This window comes from Kribbella sp. NPDC002412, assembly GCF_053592935.1.
In genome coordinates, this window is the sequence record NZ_JBSFBL010000029.1 from 1 (window position 1) to 17,905 (window position 17,905).

The window sequence follows — 17,905 nt, forward strand, 5'->3', positions numbered from 1 at the left end:
CTGCCGGCCGACCGCGACAGCGTGTACGCCTCGTCGATGAACAGCACCCCGCCGAGCGACTTCTCGAACACCTGCGCGGTCTTCTCCGCGGTGTGCCCGATGTACTGCCCGACCAGGTCCCGCCGCGACACCTCGGTGAACCCGCCGTGCGGCAGCACGCCGAGCGCCTTGAGGATCTTGCCGTACAGCCGCGCGACCGTGGTCTTCCCGGTGCCCGGCGCGCCCGCGAAGATCAGGTGGTGGCTGACCGCCCCGACCGACAGTCCGGCGGTACGGCGCCACTCGTTGACCTGGATCTCGTCGACCAGCGCGTGCACTTCTGCCTTCACGCCGGGCAGGCCGACCATCGCGTCGAGATCGGCGAGCAGCTCGTCGACCGGCCCGCCACCGCCGGCGGCGACGGCGTGTGCCTGCTCGACCACCTCGACCGTGGCCCCGTCGGCCAGCGCCAACGCGGGCTCGGCGGTGTTCGAGAACCGGCTGCCCTCGATCATGCCGCCGCATCCCGGCGCGACGGTGATCGCGGAGCCGCGGGTGTCGTGCACGGTCACTCGGCGGATCACCGGCGTACTACCGTGCGCGACGCCGATGCCCTCGGTGCCGGTGTGGGCGATCTCGAGGTCGGCGAGCTCCGGCCGGCTGTACTGGTAGATGTAGACGCCGCGGCCACCGCAGCCGGACACCGTGCCGCCGCGGATGACCGGATCGGCGCCCAGGGCAACGACGATACCGTCACCGGAGATCTCCCGGACGGTGGTGTCCAGGATCCGCCCGCCGGCGCCTTCGACGACGATGCCGGTCTCGGCGCCGGGGACCGTGCACCGGTCGATCGTGAACGCCGTACTCGCGTGCACGCTGATCGCCGGCCGGGTCCGGCCGCTGACGGTGCACTGCTCGACGGACAGCGCCGTACGGTCGACCGAGACGGCGATGCTCTCCACGGCCCGTACGTCGAGACCGCGCAACGTCAGCGCGCCGTCGACGGCCCGGACGGTCGGCCAGTCGGCGCCGGAACCGTCGAGAACCACCGTCGCCCCGTCCTCGGCCTGGAGGGTGACCGAACGGCCGGTCAGCTCGAGCGTCTCGGCGTACGTCCCGTCGGCGATCGCGATCGCGGCCCCGTCCGGCGCCTCGAGGAGGGCGGAACCGATGGTCGGATAGGCGCCGGGACGGTCCACGGCGACAGTCAGGACACGGGTCGACGTGGTCATGGGGCCTCCCGGCCTGGACTGAGGAGCGGAGGGAGCGAAGCGACCGGAGTGACGAGGGAAGGCCGGGAGTCAAAGCCCCATGACCCGCCGAGCCGGAGGCGAGGCCGATAGCACCGCATCAGCTGGCTCGTTCGAGGAGCCAGCCGCGGTCGGCTGCCTTCACACCCGCTTGGAAGCGGCTGCGGGCGCCGAGCCTGTTCATGATCTGCGCGACCATCCGCCGTACCGTCCGGACCGAGATGCCGAGTTGGGCCGCGGCGACCTCGTCGGTCGCGCCGAGGGCGAGCAGCCGCAGCATCTCCTGCTCGCGCAGGGACAGGTCGGTGTCGTCCGGCAGGTCGTCGCCGGCCAGCGGTACGGCGTCCGGCCAGATCCGCTCGAACAGCTCGATGGCCGTGGTGACCACGCTGGTCAGCCGGAGTACGGCGACGCTGCCGTTCGCCGTGTCCGCCGGCAGCACCGCGATCGAGCCGTCGATCACCAGGGCGTTCATCGGGATGTACGGCATCGTCCGCACCGCGACCCCGGCCAGCGACATCGCACCCAGGTGCCGGCACGCGGTCGGAGCCGTCCGGGCGGTGTCGGGGTAGATCGCCCGGTACCGCAGGCCGGGCCGGACGTCCCGCGGCCCGAACGCGGGCCCGGCCGGGGTGAGGTTGCTCATCGCAATCACCTCGTCCTCGGCGGCGGCCAGCAGCTCGGCGATGCCTCCGTGGGCAGGGATCTGGTGGAAACCGGAGGGCCGGTTGAGCATGGTGACAGTCATGAGAGAGGGACCCCCAGAGGTAGCGTGGCGGCGACGCCCGCGGCGTGCCGGCCGTCGAGGCGCTCGGGCTCGACCCCGAAGGACCGGGCCAGGTTGCTCAGTACGGAGTAGGCCGTGTCGAGGGTGGCCGGATGTGAAGCGGCCAGCCGCAGTACGGCGTCGTGGCGAGTGGGCAGGTGGTGGTCGGCGGACCCCGTCACCGTGATGGCGATGGTCTGCGCGGCGCCGGTCCCGGTTCCGAGCAGCACCGCGGCCAGCGCCTGCAGGTTTGCTGCAGGCAGCGACGCGGACCCGGACAGCCGGACGCACAGCTGCCGGACCGGCCCGCAGGACCAGGTCGACCAGCGTTCGTGGATCTGGCCGCGACCCGCGTTGGCGTGCGCCAGCGCACCGAGGGACGCGAGTACGTCGGAGTGGTCGAGCGGCAGGCACTCGACGCCCTCCCGGTCGAACCGGCGGACGAGCCGGCGGACCGTGTTCGCCAGCACCTGGCGAAGCTGGTCGTCGGTGGCGATGTCCGGCGTGCGCTCGGCCGCGACCGCGATCCACGCCCGCGGCGGCTGATTCTGCTTCACGCCGGTGTGCAAGACGAGTTGTACGCCGACCTCGACCGGCTGCTCGTCCGCCGAGTCGGCCAGTGAGCCGAGTCGGCGGAGCACCTCGTGCTGTGCGTCCGGGCCGAGCCGGAGGGCGAGACTCGCTCCGGCCGGTCGGCTGAGGACGCCGTACGGCTGTTCGCGGACGGTCACCTCGTCGGTGCCGGTCCGGCCGAGGAACGCGCTGACCAGGTTGACCGCGATGCTGTCGCCGAGGTCGATGCGCCGCCGGCGGACCAGGAAGACCAGCAGGACGCCGAGCCACCGGTACAGCCACAGTCCACGGATGCGGATCGCGGTCAGCGCCACCAGGGACACCGCAGCGGCCGAGGTCAGGATCAGCGCCGTCCGCGAGCCGGCCGTTGCCGCACCGACCGCGACCACCGCGAACTGCCAGCAGACGATCTGACCGACCCGGATCGACCGGTCCGGCCGCTCGACGGTGTCGGTCGCCGGCGCGGGCGCGGGAGGTTGCTCCAGCAGCGTGAGTCGCTGCGCCGGCGCCGGCTGCGCAGTCGGTGCCGCAGGCAACTTCGGAGGCCGCGGCCGGGCGACCGGAACACCCACCGACGTCGCCTGCGGGACTGCCCTGGTCACCCCGACCTGGACGGCCTCGCGCTGTGGGGCGGCGGCTGCCGCGGCGTGCGGCTTCATGCGACCAGCTCGGCCTTCGACTCGGTGGCGAGCAGCAGCCGGTGCGCGTGGTCGCGGACCACCGGGAGCAGGACGAACCGGCCGGGCGCCGGCTCGGCGACCAGGTTGAGATCCATCAGCAGGTCGACCATCGACTCGACCTCGTCCTGACCGACCCCGGCCAGCCGGGCAGCGCGGCGCAGGTCGAACTGCGGTGTCGTCGCGATTCGCCGGTAGAACCTCTGAACCGGCCGCGGGAGCGCGTCGTACGCGGTGTCGAACGCCGCCAGCACCTCGGCCAGCGCGCGGCACCGGGCCGCCGGGTCGTCGAGCCTGGCGGCCATCCGGGCGACCGTCCACGGCTGCCGGTTGCGCATCCGCTCGACCAGGTGCCGGATCGCGCCGGGATGTCCCTCGCACCAGCGCAGGATCTGCTCGATGTCGGTGAGCTGCTCGGCCTCGTCGACGGCGAGTACGTCGAGGGTGACGGCGCCGGTGCGGTCCAAGCCGGTCAGGCGGTGCCGGCTGATCACGAGGACCAGCGTGTCCGGGTCGTTGGGCAGCAGCCGCCGTACCTGGTCGGCGTGCTCGACGTTGTCCAGGATCAGCAGGCCGGTTGCTGAAGGCAACGACGTGCCGGTGCGCAGGTCCAGGTAGCGCTGAGTCTCGAAGCCCGAGGCGGCCGCGACTTCGAGTGCAAAAGCGGTCTTCCCGATCCCGGGCATCCCGTCGATGGTCACCACGCCGGTCGCGCCGTGCAGGGAGCTCAGCTCCGCGGTGCGGCCGACGAAGCCGGGGATCCGCGGCGGCAGGTTCGAGCTCACCGGCGGCGTGACCGGCCGCGGCGCCTCCTCGCTCAGAATCTGCTGGTGCAGCGCGGTGAGCTCGGCGCCCGGCTCGATCCCGAGATCGCGGACCAGCGCGGTCCGGGCCCGCTGGTACGCCGCCAGCGCGTCATGGCGTCGCCCGGTCTTCCGGTACGCCGTCATCAGCCGGGCCCACGCCAGCTCGCGCAGCGGCTCCTCCTCGGTGAGCGCCCGCAGTACGGCGATGGCCTCGCCGGGACGTCCGAGCGCGAGCTGCGCGTCGGCCAGATCCTCGCGCAGGCTCCGCTGGAGCTCGGTGAGACGGTCGACGGCCGAGGTCGCGTCGACGGTCAGACCGTCGTACGGGCAACCGCGCCAGAGGCCGAGCGCACGCTCGACGATCCCGGCGGCCTCGGCGGCGGCGCCGCGAACGAGCAGGTCGCGGACCTCGTCGCGGAGGCCGGCGGCGATGTCGGCGTCCAGCTCGCCCGGCAGCACGCGGACCCGGTACGCGCCCGGACGGCTCTCGATCCGCTCGTCCGGGAGCGCCCGGCGGAGCTGCCAGACGTAGGTCTTCAGGTTGTTCTGCGCCGACGCCGGGATGTCCCGGCCGGCCCAGACGGCGTCGATCAGCTGCTCGGTGCTGACCCAGGCGTTGCGGTGCAGCAGGAGCAACGTCAGCACGGTGGCGGGCTTGCCGCCGCAGACGTCGAGCGGGTGTCCGTCCGGGCCGTCGACCTCCAGCGGGCCCAGCACGCGGAAGGACAACCGGGCCGGTGCGTGCGCTGAGTGACCGTTCATGACACATACGATCCGTGTCGACGATGACATTTCGATGACACACGAGGGTGCCGGTGCGCGTACTGGTGGTAGAGGACGACGAGGACCTGCAGGTGGCGGTGCCGGCCGCGCTGCGGTCGGCGGCGCTCGCGGTGGACGTCGCGGGCACCATCGCGGCCGCGGACGAGGCGCTGTGGGTGAACTCCTACGACTGCGTGGTGTTCGACCGGATGCTCCCGGACGGCGACTCGATCGGCTACGTCCGCGGCCGCCGGCAGGAGGGCTGGGCGGTGCCGGTGCTGTTCCTGACCGCCCGCGACACCCTCGGCGACCGGGTGGACGGGTTCGAGCACGGCGGCGACGACTACCTGGTGAAGCCGTTCGCGGTGGCCGAGCTGACCGCTAGGGTGCTCAGCCTGTGCCGTCGCGCGGGCATCGGCCGCCCGCCGGTTCTGCGGTACGCCGACGTCGAGCTGGACTCGGGTCGCCGCGAGGTCCGCCGGGCCGGCGTCCTGCTGACCCTGACAGCGAAGGAGTTCTCCGTGCTGGAGTACCTGATGGTCCGGCCCGAGCAGGCCGTGACCCGGTCCGAGCTGATCGAGCACTGCTGGGACGCGGCGGCGGACCCGATGTCGAACGTCGTCGACGTGACCATCAAGCGGCTGCGCAGCAAGCTGCGCGGTCCGGAGCTGATCCAGGCGGTCCGGGGCCAGGGCTACCGGCTGACCGGCGGCGCCTGATGCGTGCGCCCTCGGTCGAGCGGCTGCGCCGGTTGCGCTCGTGGCTGACGGTGCTGTTCACGGTCATGAACACGATCGGCCTGATCATCCTCGCCCCGGTCGTCATCACGCTCGACTCCGACCGCCGTACGGCGCAGGTCGACAACGAGCTGACCGTCGTCACCGCGCCGGTGCTGCGGCTGATCAAGAACGACACCGGTGCGCTGAGGTTCAGCGAGGTCGGCGCCGATCCGCTGAATGCCGACTGCCCGCAGTTCGAGATCCTGCCCAGCCGGCCCGGCGGCTTCGAGGGACACGAGAGCGCACTCGACTGCACGCAGGTCGATCGCGCGGTCCTGGACGAGCTGGTGAAGCAGGCGACGACCGGCGCCGGCACGAGCCTGTTCGCCGATCGCAACGCCGCGAACGGCGACCCGATCCGGGTGGCGGCCCAGCCGTTCAAGGACCAGAACGGCACAGTCATCGGCGCAGTGGTGGCGTGGGTCGACACCGAGGAGCAGGCGGCACAGCATCAGCGGCTGGTGCTGGTTGTCCTGGTCGTCTGCGCGGTCCTGATCGGCGCGGCGGCGTTGGCCGGCTACTGGTTGTCCGGCCGGGCGATCCGGCCGGCGATGGCTGCGCTCGAACAGCAGGAGACCTTGCTCGCCGAGACCGCGCACGACCTTCGTACGCCGGTCGCCGCCCTGCGAGCCCTGGCGGAGACAGCGGCCCAGGATCCGGAGCAGCGGGCCGAGTTGCTGCCGCGGACTGTTCGGCTCGCCGGGCGGATGGGCGACATCATCGACGGCCTGCTGGTCCGGGCGCGGCTCGCGGCCGGCGTGGAGCAGCTCGCCGTACAGCCGGTGTGGCTGGACCAGCTCGTCGCGGGGGTGGTCGAGGACCTGCCGACCGACGGCGCGCGGATCTCACTGGTCACCGCGCCGACCATGGTGCGGGCCGACCCGACCCTGATCCAGCGGGCGATCGGCAACCTGCTGGACAACGCGATGCGGCACGGCCGGGCGCCGGGCGCCGACCAGGCGATCGTCACGATCACGGTCGCCGACGGCCGGGTCACGGTCGCCGACCAGGGTCCCGGGATCGACCCCGCCGTCGGCGAGGACCTGTTCGACCGGTTCACCAGCGGCGGCGGCTCGTCCGGTCTCGGGCTGTCCATCGTCCGCTGGGTCGCGCTGTCCCACGGCGGCGACCTGAAGGTCCACAACGCCGACGAGGGCGGCGCGATCTTCGAGTTCCGTTTGCCTACCTCGGAGTAGTGATCCAGCCTGGACCGGTTCTGTACGGCGTTTGGACCGCGGCTGAGTAGGGTCACACAGTGCAGTCCGGCGTACACCTGGGGAGACCACATGAGTGCCACCATCCCGCCCGGCGAGGCGTACCGGCTGGTCGCGGACAACCTGGCGAAGGTGATCCACGGCAAGCCGGAGGTGATCCGGCTGGCGCTCACCGCCCTGTTCGCCGAGGGGCACCTGCTGATCGAGGACGTGCCCGGCCTGGGCAAGACCACGCTGGCCCGGTGCATCGCCCGCAGCATCGACGCGACCTGGAACCGGATCCAGTTCACCCCGGACCTGCTGCCCGGTGACATCACCGGCGTGATGGTCTACCACCAGGGCAGCGAGTCGTTCGAGTTCCACCCGGGCGGCATCTTCGCCAACGTGGTGGTCGCCGACGAGATCAACCGCGGCACGCCGAAGACCCAGTCCGCGCTGCTCGAGGTGATGGCCGAGCGCCGGGTCACGGTCGACTCGAACACCCGCGCCGTACCCGACCCGTTCCTGGTCGTCGGCACCCAGAACCCGATCGAGATGGAGGGCACCTACCGGCTGCCCGAGGCACAGCTGGACCGGTTCCTGATGCGGATCGAGATCGGCTACCCCGACCACGACGCCGAGGTCCGGATCGTGCTCGGCGACACCGGCCGGATCGGTCCGGACTCGCTCAGCCCGGTGATCGACGTACCGGCGCTGCGGAACGCGATCGCCGCGGTCCGGTCGGTCCACGTCGACCCGGCGATCAGCTCGTACGCCGTCAAGCTCGCGGCCGCGACCCGGGAGCACACGGCCGTCCGGTACGGCGCCAGCCCGCGCGGCAGCATCGCGCTGGTCCGGGCCGCCCGGGCCTTCGCCGCGACCGACGGGCGCGCGTTCACCACCCCGGACGACGTGAAGCAGGTGGCGCAGCCGGTCCTCGCGCACCGGCTCGTCCTGACTCCCGACGCCGAGCTGAGCCAACGGCCGCCGTCGTCGGTGGTGGACGAGGTTCTGGCCGCGACCCCAGCCCCGACCGCAGGCGCGAGCGCCGGCTGACGGGATGCGGTTGACGGGACGCGGGGTCGCGGTGCTGATCGGGTCGATCGCGGCGTACGCACTGGGTGAGATCGCCGGGTACGCCGTCTTCCGCGCGCTCGGCGGGATCGGTCTGGGCGCGCTGATCGCGGCGACCGTGCTGACCGTGCGGCAGCCGCAGGTGACCGTGCAACGGGTGCTTTCCCCGGACCGCGTCGAGCGCGGCCGGCCGGCGCTGGCGACGTTGCGGGTCCGGAACGAGGGCACCCGGTGGCAGGCGTCGTTCGCGGCGCACGACTCCGCGGGGGACGAGCGGCAGGAGGTCCGGATCCGGCGCCTCGGTCCGGGCAGCGAGGCGACGTACCGGTACGAGCTGCCGACCTCGAAGCGCGGGAAGATCGCGGTCGGTCCGTTGACGCTGGAGCGGCGCGACCCGCTCGGCCTGGCCCGGAACAGCCGGGCGACCGGCGAGGTCGCGACGCTGTGGGTGCACCCGAAGCGGCACCCGACCAAGACCGTCGTGGCCGGACGGCCGCGACACCACCACATCGGGCGGACCGCCGACGACTCGCTGCGCGGCTCGGCCGACCTGCGCGACGTCCGGCCGTACGTCGTCGGCGACGAGGTCCGGCACCTGCACTGGAAGGCGACCGCGCGGACCGGGCAGCTGATGGTCCGCGACTACGCCGATCCCGACCAGCCCCGGCTGACGGTCCTGCTCGACACCCGGCGCGAGCCGTTGTCCCCGGCAACCTTCGAGGAGGCGACCGAGGTCGCGGCCTCGATCCTGTTCGCGGCGTCGACCGCCGGCCACCGCTGCCGGCTCGTCACCACCTCAGGTGTCGACGTCGCCGCACCCGGCGGCGCGGTCGCCTCCCGCTTGTTCCTCGACGAGCTGTGCGTGGTCGGCCAGCGCGACGACCGCTCCGGCGGCCTGCTGCCCCCAGTCCTCACCACCGGCACGTCGGCCGGCGGGGCGATCGTGGTCGTTACCGGCGTCCGCGGCTCGGCCGCCGAGCTGGCTCCGCTGCTCAGCCGCTACTCGTCCGTGACCGTCCTCGGCCTCGGTGACGCGCAAGGCGTCGCCCCGATTCTCGGCGCCCAGGTCATCCTGGGCGGCAGCGCGCCCGAGGCCCTTCAGCAGTGGACGGGAGTGCTGCAGTGAGCAGGCGGCGGACGATCGCGGCGCTGACCGGCGTTCTGATCGGTGGGCTCTGTTTCGGTCCGGTCTTCGGACTCGGCAACCTGTGGCTTCCGGTCGCCGCGGTGTGCGTGGTCGCCTACCTGGTCACCGAGGCGGGCCGGCAGTGGCCGGGACTCGCGGTGTGGCGGCCGCTGCTCGTGGTCGTGGCCGGGCTGCTGGCCGTGGTGGAAACCGTGCTGAGGGCAACGACTCTCGCCGGGCTGCCGACGCTCGCATCGGTCCGGGCGCTGGGTCGTGGCCTCACGTCGTGGAAGCTGACGCTGGAGTCGACCTGGCCGGCCCGGCCGGATCCGGAGCTCGTGGTCTTCGTCCCGCTGCTGGTGCTCGTGGCCTGCGTGCTCGCCCTGGAGTTGCTCGATCGCGCAGCTCCGCTGATCGCTCTGCTGCCCGGGGTCGCGGTCCTGGTAGTCAGTCAGCTGTACATCGCCGCCACCGGGCTGACCGCCGTACTGATCGCCGCCGGCTTCTGCCTGGTCGTGATCGCGCTGCTGGTCCCCGACGGCATGGAGTACCGCCGGCTCGCACCCTGGGCGGCGACCGCCGCGGTGACCGTTGCCGCGATCGTGTGCGGGCTGGTCGTCGGCGGGATCGATCCGGTCGGGCGTACGCCGTACTCGCTGCAGAAGGTGCAAGCGGCGACCGCGCCCGGGTCGCGGGTGGCGAGTCCGCTCGACGAGCTCGGCAGCCGGCTCAGTGTGCGCGGCACGGAGAAGGACAAGGTGCTGTTCCGGTACAGCGCGTCGGAGCCGGTCGACCGGTGGCGGCTGGTCGCGCTGGACAGCTTCGACGGGGTGAACTGGAACACCGGCCACCCGGTCCTGCGGATGGGCGCTCAGCTTGCGCCCGGCGCCGAGGTACAGGTCGGGACTGCCACCCAGCGCGCGTCCGTCCAGCTCGCGGACCTGGAGGGCCCGTGGCTGCCCGGACAGTTGCTCCCGACAGCAGTCACTGGGGTGACCGAACCGCAGGTCGAGCCGATCGGCGGCACCCTGCTGGCGCCGAACCGGCCCGGTCACTACGACCTGACCTGGGAGGAGCCGACGGTCGACAGCTCGTACCTGCTCGGCGCGGGTGTCGACGCGGACGCGCCCGGTGGCCTGTCGGACCTCGGCGCGGTGCCGGCGGACATCGCCGAGCTCAACCCGCTGCAGGGCAAGCGCGCCACCTTCTCCACCGCGCTGGCGCTGGAGAAGTACATGCGGATCAACTACCAGCAGGCCGCCGGCGACCCGCTGCCGACCGGCCACGGCTGGCCGCAGCTGCGGGCGTTCCTGACCAAGCAGCGGTTCGGCACCAGCGAACAGTTCGCCGCCGGGTACGTCGTCCTCGCCCGGCTCAACGGGATCCCGGCCCGGCTCGTCGTCGGGTTCCGGGCACCCGCCGAGCCCGACCCGGACGGGCTCTACACGATCCGCGACAGCGACGCGTACGCCTGGCCGGAGGTCGCGGTCGAAGGGGTCGGCTGGTGGCCGCTCGACCCGGTCGACCAGGCCAAGACCGGGAAGGCGTCGATCGCCGGCTCCACCGCCGAGATCACCGAGCAGGCCCGGGCGGCGGTCCCGCCGGTCGAGCAGATCGAGGACCCGGAGGTTCCACCCTCGACCGACGACGGCGGCTCCGGCCGGAGCTGGAGCGGCGTCCGGATCCCGCTGCTGTGGATCTTCCTGGGCTCGGCGGCGTTGCTGCTGCTGTGGCTGGCCGGCGTACCGCTGCTGAAGTCGGTGCGGGCGCTCCGACGCCGGCGCCGTACCGGCAGTGCGTCGGTGGTCGGGGCGTGGGCTGAGGCCCGCGACCAGCTGCGGGCGCACGGCGTGCCGGTGACCCCCGGTATGACCGTCCGCGACCTGGCACATGCCGCCCGCGAGCTCCCGGACACCGAGCCCGGCCTCACCCGCGTCGCCCGGGCGGTCGACCATGCCGTCTGGTCGGGCGGGCCCAGCGGCCCGGACCTCAGTCAGCAGGCCTGGTCGGGCGTGCGCGACCTCCGCAAGGCGCTCCGGTCCCGCCCCTGGCCAGACCGCCTGCAAGCGTCCCTCGAGCTACGGACGCTGTTCAGCCGGTAAGGCATGCCGCAGCGGCCGTCGGGTTCCGGCTCGACGGCCGCTGTGGTGACTGCTCGGCGAACTGCGGTGACCTGGTCTGGCGGGCCCTGCCACCGGATCGTCAGCCGAGAACGGTCTTCTTCTCGTCCCTGCTCAGATGCTCACGTCCGGCCGGATGGCGTTCGTGAGGCTGCGTGTGGTCGGCTGTCCGTGGTGACGGGCAGACCGGCCCGCGGTGGATCGGACCACCGCCCAGCCGCCGGCTCTTCCACTGCTTCTCTTCGTAGTCGTAGTAAGTGTCGACGCCTCCGACTGTCATCTATGTCCTCCCGTCAACCCCCGCGACCCTGCTGGCGGTTTCCACAGTCCGCCACGAGTGGCCTGCGACACAAGCAATTCCGGAAATCCCCATCGACAAACGGATTCGAACAGCGGGATATGTTCGGTTTCCGCACAAATCTGGGCCAAAACCGTTAAATGCTTGACGTTCTCAGACTGACGCCGTGCCCGGAGAGCCGGACACCATCCGTGACCGCCGCCGCCGTGCCGAAGGTCAGCAGCTCGTGCGAAGCCCCGCCGTCGACCGGTACGACGGCCTCCCCGGCGGCCAGGTTGACCACCACGTTCACGTTTCCGCGGGTGACCACGATCCAGTCGCCGTCGGCGTCGTACGCGATGCCGACCGAGGACAGGCGGTCGTCGCGGAGGGCCGCCGTCCGGGCCCGCAGGGCCAGCAGGTCGCGGTACCAGGCCAGCAGCTCGCGGTGCGGCGACTCGTCCAGCTCGGTCCAGTCGAGCACCGAGCTGTGCCAGGTCTCCGGGTCCTGCGGATCCGGGATCTCGTCGGCGTCCCAGCCGTGGCCCGCGAACTCCCGCCGCCGGCCGGTCCGGACCGCCTCGGCCAGCTCGGGTTCCTCGTGGTCGGTGAAGTACCGCCACGGCGTCGAGGCGCCCCACTCCTCGCCCATGAACAGCATCGGCGTGTACGGCGAGGTGATCACCAGCGCGGCGCCGATCGCCAGCTGGCCGGGCGTCAGCGCGGGCCGGTCGCCGAGCGCGCGGTTGCCGACCTGGTCGTGGTTCGAGGTGTACGCGAGGAACTCCCCGCCGCGATGCCGGGCCGGGTCGACCGGCCGTCCCCAGTCCTTGCCCCGGAAGGTCGAGTACGACCCGTCGTGGAAGAACACCTGGGTCAGGGTCTTGGCGAACACCCCGGGCTCGCCGAAGTCCACGTAGTACCCGGCGCGCTCGCCGGTCAGCAGCGTGTGCAGCGCGTGGTGGAAGTCGTCGCTCCACTGCGCGGTCATGCCCAGACCGCCCTCGGACACCGGCTCGACCATCCGCGCGTCGTTGAGGTCCGACTCGGCCACCAGCCCCAGCGGCCGCCCGAGCTGCTTCGACAGGTCAGCGGTCTCCGACGACAGCTGGGCCAGCACGTGCGTCGGGCTGTCGTCAGCCAGCGCGTGTACGGCGTCCAGCCTCAGAGCATCGATGTGGAACGCCCGGAACCACCGCAGCGCGTTGTCGCAGATCCACCGCCGTACCTCGCTGCTGCCGGTGTCGTCGAGGTTGACCGCCGGTCCCCACGGCGTGGTGTGCCGGTCGGTGAAGTACGGCCCGAACTCGCCCAGCCGGTTCCCACTCGGGCCGAGGTGGTTGTAGACCACGTCGAGGCAGACAGCCAAGCCCACCTCGTGACAGCGGTTGACGAAGCGCTGCAGCGCCTCGGGGCCGCCGTACGGCTCGTGGACGGCGTAGAGGTGCACACCGTCGTAGCCCCAGCCGTGCCGCCCCGGAAAGGCTGCGACCGGCATCAGCGAGACCACCTCGACGCCGAGCGCGACCAGGTAGTCCAGGTGCTCGGTCGCCGCGTCCAGCGTGCCCTGCTCGGTGAACGTGCCGATGTGCAGCTCGTAGAACACCGAGCCCCGCGCGTCACGGCCCGCCCAGTCGCCGTCCGTCCAACGGAAACGGTTCTCGTCGAACACCCTGCTGAAGCCGTGCACCCCGTCCGGCTGCCACGCACTGCGCGGATCGGGCAGCGGCTCGCTTCCGTCCACGGTGAACGCGTAGTCGGTGCCGTGGTGGGCCTCGACGACGTCCCGCACCCACCAGGCGCCGGCCTGATGCAGGGGAAGCCGGCCGTCGCGCAGGACCAAGTCGACCGACTCGGCGTTCGGCGCCCAGACGCGGAAGGTGTGCATTCAGCTCCTTACGAGCAGCGCCACCGGGAGATCCTCCAGCAGCTCATGGATCCGGGCTGCTCCACTACCCACCTCGCGGCCGGTCAACACGTTCTTCCACTGGCCGCTCGGCAGCACCACCGTGCTGTCTCCCCAGCCGCCCAGCCGCTGCAGCGCGGCCGGCAGGCGAGTCGCGACCGTGATGACCGAGTCGCCGCGGGCGAAGGCGACCGCGTGGCCGTTGGAGGTCGGGAGCGGGGTATAGCTGCCGGCGAAGGCCTCCGGGTACTGCCTGCGGAGGCGGAGTGCCCTGCTGGTGACCAGCAGCTTCTCGTCGGACAGGTCGTCCGGCTTCGCGCCCTCGTCCAGTCCCCGCAGCCGGGCGATCCGCTGCTCGTAGTCCACCGGACGCCGGTTGTCCGGGTCGACGAGCGACAGGTCGACCAGCTCGGTGCCCTGGTAGACATCCGGTACGCCGGGCATCGTGAGCTGCACCAGCTTCTGGCCGAGCGTGGCCGCTCGGACGAACTCGGCTTGTCTTGCGGCGAAGCGCCGTACCGCGTCTAGTACGGCGCTGTCGGCGAGGACTGCGGTCGTGAACGCGGCGACGGCCTGCTCGTACTCCTCGTCCGGGGAGGTCCAGGTGGTGTGGCGCTTGGCTTCGCGGATCGCCTTGAGCAGGTAGGCCTGCAGGCGATCCTCCGGCAGCGGGCCGTCGTCCCAGGTGCCGAACAGCGTCTGCCAGAACAGGTACTCGGTGCTGCCGTCCAGCAGCGGGCTCCGGTGGTCCTCCGACAGCCGTCGCCACTCCCGGACGGCCTCCGACCAGGTGGCAGGCTGCTCGGACAGCACACCGAGCCGGGCGCGAACGTCCTCGGACCGCTTGGTGTCGTGCGTGGAGAGCGTGGTCATCGTCTTCGGCCAGTGCTGGTTCAGCCGGGCCGCGAAGCCGTGGAACTCCTCCGGCGTGACGCCGAAGTGCTCCGGATCCCCACCGACCTCGTTGAGCGACGCGAGCCGGAACCACCGGTAGAACGCGGTGTCCTCGACCCCCTTGGCCATCACCGGCCCGCACGTCTGCTGGAACCGGACGATCAGCTCGTGCCGCGCGTGCTCGTCGATCGGGCTCGTCTCCTGGCCGAGCAGGAGGTGGAGTACGACGTCCAGCGTCTCCTGCCGGTCCTCGTCCAGGTTCGCCCGCGCCTTCTCGGCCGCCCGCTCCAACGCCGCGACCGCGGTCGGAGACGGCTGCTCCCCCGGTACGACGTACGCCCGGTAGATCTCGAAGTGGACCAGCAGCTCCACGACCACCTCGTGGAACGCACGCCGCGTGTGGTCGCGCAGCCGGACGTCGTCCTGGCAGATGCGGGCCAGCAACTCGACCAGCCGGTGCACCTCGGCGTACTGCCCGTGCTTCACGACCTCCCGCTTGGCCTCCTCCACGACCGGACCGAAATCGGCAGGCTCACCGGTCAGCTCGGAGTGGAACGCTGCCAGCGGCGCAGCACCGGCGGGGTCTACGAAGAGCCCGCCGACGCGCAGCAGGGCGTCGTATCCGGTCGTGCCGGCGCAGGGCCAGTCGTTCGGGAGCTCCTCGTCGCCTTCGAGGATCTTCTCGACCACGACCCACGCACCGCCCGTGCGCTCAGCCAGCCGGCGCAGGTACCCACGCGGGTCGGCCAGGCCGTCCGGGTGGTCAATGCGGAAGCCGTTGAGCTTGCCCTCGTGCAGCAGCTCCAGCAACAACTCATGCGTGGCTTCGAAGACCTCCTGCGTCTCCACTCGGACCGCAGCAAGCGTGTCCACGTCGAAGAAGCGCCGGTAGTTCAGCTCCTCGTCAGCGACCCGCCAATGCGCCAGGCGGTACCACTGCTCGGTCACCAACTCCGCCAGCGGCAGGTCGCTGGTCCCCGGCCGCAGCGGGTACTCGTGGTCGTAGTAGCGCAGTACGTCGCCGTCGACCGACAACTCGCCGTCCGCGAGCACCTTGCCGATCCGCTGACCCAGCACGGCCATCAGCAACGGCTGGTTCCCCGCACCCCAGTCCACGTCGAACCACTCCGCGTACGGCGACCCCGGCCCGTCCCGCAGCACCGACCACAGGGCCTTGTTGAGCCGCGCAGGCGTCGGCACCGCGACGTGGTTCGGTACGACGTCCACCACCGCGCCCATCCGGTGATCGGACAGCCGTGCGGCCAGCCGGTCGAACGCAGGCCGTCCGCCGGCCGGCTCGGACAACCGGCTGTGGTCCACCACGTCGTACCCGTGGGTGGAACCGGGCGCGGCCTGGAGGATCGGGGACAGGTAGGCGTGCGAGATCCCGAGGCTCTGCAGGTACGGGACGACCGCGGCGGCGTCGTCGAACCCGAAACCGGCGTGCAGTTGCAGTCGGTAGGTGGCCTGGGGAGCCGAGTTCATTCCGCGGCCTGCCTCGGGCGGGTCAGGACCAGCGTGCTGCGGGACTCCAGCCGGATGGTGCTGCCTGCCGGGTGCGGCTCGTCACCGTTGCTGCCCTGTGCGGTCGTCGTGTCCACGACCACCGTCCAGGTCTCGCCGTACTGCTTCGGCGGCAGCAGGAAGTCGATCGGCTCGTGGTTGCTGTTCAGCAGGATCAGGAACGAGTCGTCCACCACCGGCTCACCGCGCGGGTCCGGCTCGGAGATCGCGTCGCCGTTCAGGAACACCGCGATCGCCCGGGCGTCGTCGCGCTGCCAGTCGCCGTTCTGCATCTCGGTGCCCTTCGGCGTGAACCAGACCAGGTCGCCGAGGCCGTCGACGCCGGTGTCGCCGTGGAAGAAGCGGCGGCGGCGCAGCACCGGATGGTCGTTGCGCAGCTTGACCAGCGCCTGGGTGAAGGCCAGCAGGTCCTTCTGGCTGTCGGTGAGCTTCCAGTCCACCCACGAGATTTCGTTGTCCTGGCAGTAGACGTTGTTGTTGCCGCTCTGGGTCCGGCCGAGCTCGTCACCGTGCGCGATCATCGGCACGCCCTGGGAGATCAGCAGCGTGGTCAGGAAGTTCCGCTGCTGCTTGGCCCGGAGCTCGAGCACCCCGGCGTCGTCGGTCGCGCCCTCGACGCCGCAGTTCCAGGAGCGGTTGTGGCTCTCGCCGTCCTTGCCGCCCTCGCCGTTCGCCTCGTTGTGCTTGTCGTTGTAGGAGACCAGGTCGCGCAGGGTGAACCCGTCGTGCGCGGTGATGAAGTTGATGCTGGCCAGCGGGCGGCGGCTGTCGTCCTGGTACAGGTCCGACGAGCCGGTCAGCCGGGAGGCGAACTCGGCCAGCGTGTACCGCTCGCCGCGCCAGAAGTCGCGCACGGTGTCACGGAACTTCCCGTTCCACTCCGTCCACAGCGGCGGGAAGTTGCCCACCTGGTAGCCGCCGTCGCCGACGTCCCACGGCTCGGCGATCAGCTTCACCTGGCTGACCACCGGGTCCTGCTGGACCAGGTCGAAGAACGCCGACAGCCGGTCGACCTCGTGGAACTGGCGGGCCAGGGTGGCCGCGAGGTCGAACCGGAACCCGTCGACGCGCATCTCGGTCACCCAGTAGCGCAGCGAGTCCATGATCAGCTGCAGCACGTGCGGGTGCCGCATCAGCAGGCTGTTCCCGGTCCCGGTGGTGTCGTAGTAGTGCCGCTTGTCGGCGTCCACCAGCCGGTAGTACGCCGCGTTGTCGATGCCCTTGAACGACAGCGTCGGGCCGAACTCGTTGCCCTCGGCGGTGTGGTTGTAGACCACGTCGAGGATCACCTCGATGTCCGCCTCGTGCAGCGCCTTCACCATCGTCTTGAACTCGGTCACCTGCTGGCCGAGGGTGCCGCCGGCGGCGTAGTCGTTGTGCGGCGCGAAGAAACCGATGGTGTTGTAACCCCAGTAGTTCGACAGGCCGCGCTCCTGCAGATGGCCGTCCTGGGCGAACTGGTGGATCGGCATCAGCTCGATCGCCGACACCCCGAGCTCCTTCAGGTGCTCGATGGTCGCCGGGTGCCCGATTCCGGCGTAGGTGCCGCGGATCTCCTCCGGCAGCGCCGGGTGGGTCTTGGTCAGGCCCTTCACGTGCGCCTCGTAGATGACGGTCTCGTGGTACGCATGCCCCGGCGGGCGGTCGTTGCCCCAGTCGAAGAACGGGTTGGTCACCACCGACAGCATCGTGTGCTCGCGGTTGTCCATCGTGTTCAGCTCGTCCGGCTTGGCGAACCGGTAGCTGAACAGCGACTCGTCCCCGTCGACCTGGCCGTCGATGGCCTTCGCGTACGGGTCCAGCAGCAGCTTGGACGGGTTGCACCGGTGCCCCTCGGCCGGGTTGTACGGCCCGTGCACCCGGAACCCGTACCGCTGCCCCGGCTGCACCGCCGGCAGGTACCCGTGCCAGACGAACCCGTCCACCTCGGTCAGCTGCACCAGCTGCTCGGACCCGTCGTCGCCGATCAGGGCCAGGTCTACTCGCTCAGCTACCTCCGAGAACAGCGCGAAGTTCGTCCCGGAGCCGTCGTACGTGGCTCCGAGTGGGTAAGGACGGCCAGGCCATTTCTGCACCTGACGACAGTAGCCACCCCGGCACTCACACGAGACATGCCGGGGTGTTTTGCTGCGAAGTGTTCATCAGTCCGAACAGGCCACCGGATCGTCGAAGTGTCCCGGCACCCACGGGTAGGCGCTT

At 71.4% G+C, this 17,905-nt stretch carries 13 protein-coding genes; 5 read left to right on the forward strand and 8 right to left on the reverse strand.

Annotated features, from left to right (window positions below):
• The 4 genes from ACWCOV_RS22870 to ACWCOV_RS22885 all read right to left on the reverse strand — a co-directional run.
• The coding region (locus ACWCOV_RS22870) for a right-handed parallel beta-helix repeat-containing protein (protein WP_449831319.1) at window positions 1-1,211 on the reverse strand (1,211 nt) is incomplete at its 3' end.
• Between the two features lie 118 nt (window positions 1,212-1,329).
• A complete protein-coding gene (locus tag ACWCOV_RS22875; protein WP_449831320.1) occupies window positions 1,330-1,977 on the reverse strand; it encodes a LuxR C-terminal-related transcriptional regulator in 648 nt (215 codons plus the stop codon).
• A complete protein-coding gene (locus ACWCOV_RS22880) occupies window positions 1,974-3,227 on the reverse strand; it encodes a type VII secretion protein EccE (protein ID WP_449831321.1) in 1,254 nt (417 codons plus the stop codon). The genes ACWCOV_RS22875 and ACWCOV_RS22880 overlap by 4 nt, the downstream gene beginning before the upstream one ends.
• On the reverse strand, window positions 3,224-4,813 hold the full coding sequence (locus ACWCOV_RS22885) for a BTAD domain-containing putative transcriptional regulator (RefSeq protein ID WP_449831322.1): 1,590 nt from the start codon (window positions 4,811-4,813) through the stop codon (window positions 3,224-3,226). Before ACWCOV_RS22885 ends, ACWCOV_RS22880 begins: the two co-directional genes overlap by 4 nt.
• Window positions 4,814-4,866: 53 nt before the next feature.
• On the opposite strand from ACWCOV_RS22885, the gene ACWCOV_RS22890 reads away from it, so the two are divergent.
• The 5 genes from ACWCOV_RS22890 to ACWCOV_RS22910 all read left to right on the forward strand — a co-directional run bounded on the left by ACWCOV_RS22890 (window position 4,867) and on the right by ACWCOV_RS22910 (window position 11,087).
• Window positions 4,867-5,532 carry a response regulator transcription factor gene (locus tag ACWCOV_RS22890; RefSeq protein WP_449831323.1) on the forward strand — a complete coding sequence of 222 codons (666 nt, stop codon included), beginning with the start codon at window positions 4,867-4,869 and terminating at the stop codon, window positions 5,530-5,532.
• On the forward strand, window positions 5,532-6,788 hold the full coding sequence (locus ACWCOV_RS22895) for a sensor histidine kinase (RefSeq protein WP_449831324.1): 1,257 nt from the start codon (window positions 5,532-5,534) through the stop codon (window positions 6,786-6,788). Before ACWCOV_RS22890 ends, ACWCOV_RS22895 begins: the two co-directional genes overlap by 1 nt.
• 90 nt (window positions 6,789-6,878) lie before the next feature.
• Window positions 6,879-7,841, forward strand: coding sequence for an AAA family ATPase (locus ACWCOV_RS22900; protein ID WP_449831325.1), 963 nt, complete (start codon window positions 6,879-6,881; stop codon window positions 7,839-7,841).
• A 4-nt stretch (window positions 7,842-7,845) separates the two neighbouring features.
• Window positions 7,846-8,985 (forward strand): DUF58 domain-containing protein, encoded by a 1,140-nt coding sequence (locus tag ACWCOV_RS22905; RefSeq protein ID WP_449831326.1) that lies wholly within the window; start codon window positions 7,846-7,848, stop codon window positions 8,983-8,985.
• Window positions 8,982-11,087 carry a transglutaminase TgpA family protein gene (locus ACWCOV_RS22910; RefSeq protein ID WP_449831327.1) on the forward strand — a complete coding sequence of 702 codons (2,106 nt, stop codon included), beginning with the start codon at window positions 8,982-8,984 and terminating at the stop codon, window positions 11,085-11,087. The genes ACWCOV_RS22905 and ACWCOV_RS22910 overlap by 4 nt, the downstream gene beginning before the upstream one ends.
• Window positions 11,088-11,187: 100 nt before the next feature.
• On the opposite strand, the gene ACWCOV_RS22915 is transcribed toward ACWCOV_RS22910, so the two are convergent.
• From ACWCOV_RS22915 to glgX, 4 genes are all read right to left on the reverse strand, one after another.
• On the reverse strand, window positions 11,188-11,385 hold the full coding sequence (locus ACWCOV_RS22915) for a hypothetical protein (protein ID WP_449831328.1): 198 nt from the start codon (window positions 11,383-11,385) through the stop codon (window positions 11,188-11,190).
• A gap of 154 nt (window positions 11,386-11,539) precedes the next feature.
• Window positions 11,540-13,270, reverse strand: a complete 1,731-nt coding sequence (gene treZ / locus ACWCOV_RS22920) for a malto-oligosyltrehalose trehalohydrolase (RefSeq protein WP_449831329.1) — start codon at window positions 13,268-13,270, stop codon at window positions 11,540-11,542.
• Window positions 13,271-15,667: a malto-oligosyltrehalose synthase gene (treY, locus tag ACWCOV_RS22925; protein WP_449831330.1), complete on the reverse strand. Its 2,397-nt coding sequence runs from the start codon at window positions 15,665-15,667 to the stop codon at window positions 13,271-13,273. It lies immediately after the preceding gene.
• On the reverse strand, window positions 15,664-17,781 hold the full coding sequence (glgX, locus tag ACWCOV_RS22930; protein WP_449831331.1) for a glycogen debranching protein GlgX: 2,118 nt from the start codon (window positions 17,779-17,781) through the stop codon (window positions 15,664-15,666). Before glgX ends, treY begins: the two co-directional genes overlap by 4 nt.
• Between the last annotated feature and the right edge of the window lie 124 nt (window positions 17,782-17,905).

Coding starts and splice junctions, on each gene's coding strand:
- treZ (WP_449831329.1), bottom strand. CDS start 13,270: ATGCACACCTTCCGCGTCTGGGCGCCGAACGCCGAGTCGGTCGACTTG.
- ACWCOV_RS22915 (WP_449831328.1), bottom strand. CDS start 11,385: ATGACAGTCGGAGGCGTCGACACTTACTACGACTACGAAGAGAAGCAG.
- ACWCOV_RS22900 (WP_449831325.1), top strand. CDS start 6,879: ATGAGTGCCACCATCCCGCCCGGCGAGGCGTACCGGCTGGTCGCGGAC.
- ACWCOV_RS22885 (WP_449831322.1), bottom strand. CDS start 4,813: ATGAACGGTCACTCAGCGCACGCACCGGCCCGGTTGTCCTTCCGCGTG.
- ACWCOV_RS22895 (WP_449831324.1), top strand. CDS start 5,532: ATGCGTGCGCCCTCGGTCGAGCGGCTGCGCCGGTTGCGCTCGTGGCTG.
- ACWCOV_RS22880 (WP_449831321.1), bottom strand. CDS start 3,227: ATGAAGCCGCACGCCGCGGCAGCCGCCGCCCCACAGCGCGAGGCCGTC.
- ACWCOV_RS22905 (WP_449831326.1), top strand. CDS start 7,846: ATGCGGTTGACGGGACGCGGGGTCGCGGTGCTGATCGGGTCGATCGCG.
- treY (WP_449831330.1), bottom strand. CDS start 15,667: ATGAACTCGGCTCCCCAGGCCACCTACCGACTGCAACTGCACGCCGGT.
- ACWCOV_RS22875 (WP_449831320.1), bottom strand. CDS start 1,977: ATGACTGTCACCATGCTCAACCGGCCCTCCGGTTTCCACCAGATCCCT.